This is a genomic window from Streptomyces fuscigenes (assembly GCF_021556455.1).
Taxonomy (GTDB): domain Bacteria; phylum Actinomycetota; class Actinomycetes; order Streptomycetales; family Streptomycetaceae; genus Streptomyces; species Streptomyces fuscigenes.
Genome location: NZ_JAKGCV010000609.1, coordinates 1 through 2,610, shown reverse-complemented (window position 1 = coordinate 2,610; position 2,610 = coordinate 1). Strand labels below are relative to the sequence as shown.

Annotated in this window: 1 protein-coding gene and 1 pseudogene; one reads left to right on the top strand and one right to left on the bottom strand. The window is 73.9% G+C overall.

All coding sequences use genetic code 11. The annotated features are described in order from the left end of the window. The first annotated feature begins 427 nt into the window (after window positions 1–427). Entirely contained in the window at window positions 428–1,408 is a 981-nt protein-coding gene (locus L1885_RS26910) for an NADPH:quinone reductase (RefSeq protein WP_235799762.1), read from the top strand. A gap of 65 nt (window positions 1,409–1,473) precedes the next feature. Here the strand turns inward: L1885_RS26910 and L1885_RS26905 are convergent. Further along, window positions 1,474–2,610: pseudogene (locus L1885_RS26905) on the bottom strand (GTP-binding protein); the annotation flags it as partial.

Below are 2,610 nucleotides of genomic sequence, written 5' to 3'. Positions count from 1 at the left end.
CGCCCGGTCCGCCCGCGCCCCCTCCGGTGCCCGGGCCGCCGGGCGGCCGTCCGGTGCCGGCGCCAGCCCCTGCTCCCGCGCCGTCCGGACCGCCGCCCGTGGGGGGCTCGGCGCCTCGGACCGTTTCTTCGCTGCTCACGATGTGTTCTCGCTTCGTTCGTGGGGGGAACTGGGCCACCCTAGGCCAGCACGACCCGACCCGATTTCCCACAATCGATGATCCGAGTGGGAGATAAGTCACAGATGCGAAGGTCTCTGGCGGGCCTGGCCTTCGACCTTGGGTCCTGCTCGCATCCTTCCCGCCCGCGCCTCGCGACCGGGGAACCACGCGGACTCCCACGTGCCGATTCGCATGATCGCCGTACGATCGACCCGCCGGTCACCCACTGGCGGCAACCCCCCGGCCCGCGGCAGAAGGAACGACAAAGTGAAAGCAGTTCTGTACGAACGCAACGGCTCAGCTCGCGATGTCCTCCGGGTCGAGGACATCGACCGCCCGGAGCCCGGCCCTGGTCAGGTACGTGTGAAGGTCACCCTGTCCGGAATCAACCCGACAGACGTGAAAACCCGTGCGGGTGTCACGGCGCGCGCCATTGACGGCTTCCAGGTGCCTCACCAGGACGGGGCGGGTGTCGTGGACGCGGTCGGCGCGGGCGTCGACGCCTCGCGGGTCGGGCAGCGGGTCTGGCTCTGGTTCGCCGCGTACGGCAACCGCTACGGCAGTGCCGCCGAGTACTGCGTCCTGCCGGCGGATCACGCCGTGCCGCTGCCCGAGGGCGCGGGCGACGAACTCGGGGCCTGCCTCGGCATCCCGGCACTCACGGCCCACCGCTGCCTGTTCACCGACGGCCGCCTCAACGGCCGCACGGTCCTCGTGGCGGGCGGCGCCGGCGCGGTCGGCCACTTCGCGATCCAACTGGCGAAGCACGCGGGCGCCCGGGTCATCACGACCGTGAGCGGTCCGAAGAAGGCCGAGCAGGCGTCGCGGGCGGGCGCCGACCACGTCGTGAACTACCGCGAGCCGGGCGCCGTCGACACGATCAGGGCTCTGGCGGGCGGTCCGGTCGACCGCATCGTCGAGGTAAACCTCGGCGCCAACCTCGAACTGGACCTCGCCGTCACCGGCCCGGACACCGTGATCTCGACGTACGCCGCGGCCGGGGACGTCGAGCTGCCGGTACGGGCCCTCATGAACGCGAACGTCACCCTGCGCTTCGTCCTTCTCTACGGCGTCCCGTCGCACGAGCTCACCGCCGCCGCCCGGGAGGTCACCGCCGCCGCGGCCGCCGGCGCCCTGACCGTCCTGCCGATACATCGCTACCCGCTCGCGGACGTGGTGGCCGCGCAAGAGGCCGTCGAGGCCGGCGCGGTGGGCAAGATCGTGGTCGACCCGGCCGCGACGGCCTGAGCGCGCGCCTGGGCCCGCCGGGCGGACCGGGCCGAGCGTGACGGCGCCCCGCCGGGCGGCACGTCTCACGCGCCGCCCCGCACCCGGCGCACCACACGCAGCAGGTAGGCCCGCCGGTCCAGCGGGTCGTTGTCCCAGCGGGCCCTGACCGGCGGCGTGCCCGGGACCGGCGCGTAGTGCCCGAACTCGGTCTCCAGCAGCCCCTCGCCGCGGGTCGGGCCGACCAGCCGCTGCTCCAGCGCGTGCACCGAGGCCGCGGGGACGTGCCCGGTCACCGTCGTCTCCTCACCCCGCACGACCGGCACGCCGGGGACGGCGCGGAAGCGCGCGAGGACGGGCAGCGCCGCTCCGTAGGTGTCGGACGGCAGGTCGAGGCGGAAGCGGTGGACGGGTTCGTGCACGCGGGTGCCCGCGCGGCGCAGCGCCTCCATCAGCACCAGGGGTGTCAGCGCCCGGAAGTCCCCCGCCGTGCTCGACATGCTCTTGTCGAACACCCCGTGGGCGTGGCTCTGGCGCGCGAAGTAGCCCGAGTGGGTCAGCGTGACCACCAGATCCGTGACGCGCCACCCCGCCAGGCCCTGCTCCAGGCTCTCGCGCACCGTCTCCTCGACTGCCCGCATGAACGCGTACGGCATCGAGCCGAGTTCCACGGCGATCCGGTAGTCGAGCCCCGAGCCGGCGGGCGCCGGATCGACGCGCAGCCCGACCGTCGCGAGGAACGGGTTCGGGTCCACCGATTTGAACTCGACGGCGGAGCCGGTGCCCACGGGGCGCTCCAGGTTGATCGTGGTCGTCTCGTGGAACGTGACGCCGATGCCGTACTCCTCGGCCAGCGTGGCCTGCACGACCTCCTTCTGCACCTCGCCGTAGAGCGAGAGGTGGACGTCCTGCGTGCCGTCCGGCAGGAGCCTGCCCTTGCGGTGGGCGATCAGCGGGTCCTGGTCGGCCAGTTCGGCGAGCGCCGTGTGCAGGGCCGCCCGGTCCGCGTCGCGGTCGGGCACCACCCGGGTCTCCAGCGTGGGAGGGGCGAAGAACCGGGCGCCGCGCACGCCGTCCGTGCCGTCCGTGCCGTTCGCGCGGGGCGGGCACGGGGGGCCGCAGGGCGCGGTCTCGGGGCCGATCGTGTCGCCGACGCGCACGCCCGCGAGCCCGAGCACCGTGGCGATGCGGCCCGCCTCGACGGCGTCGGCCACCACCGCCTC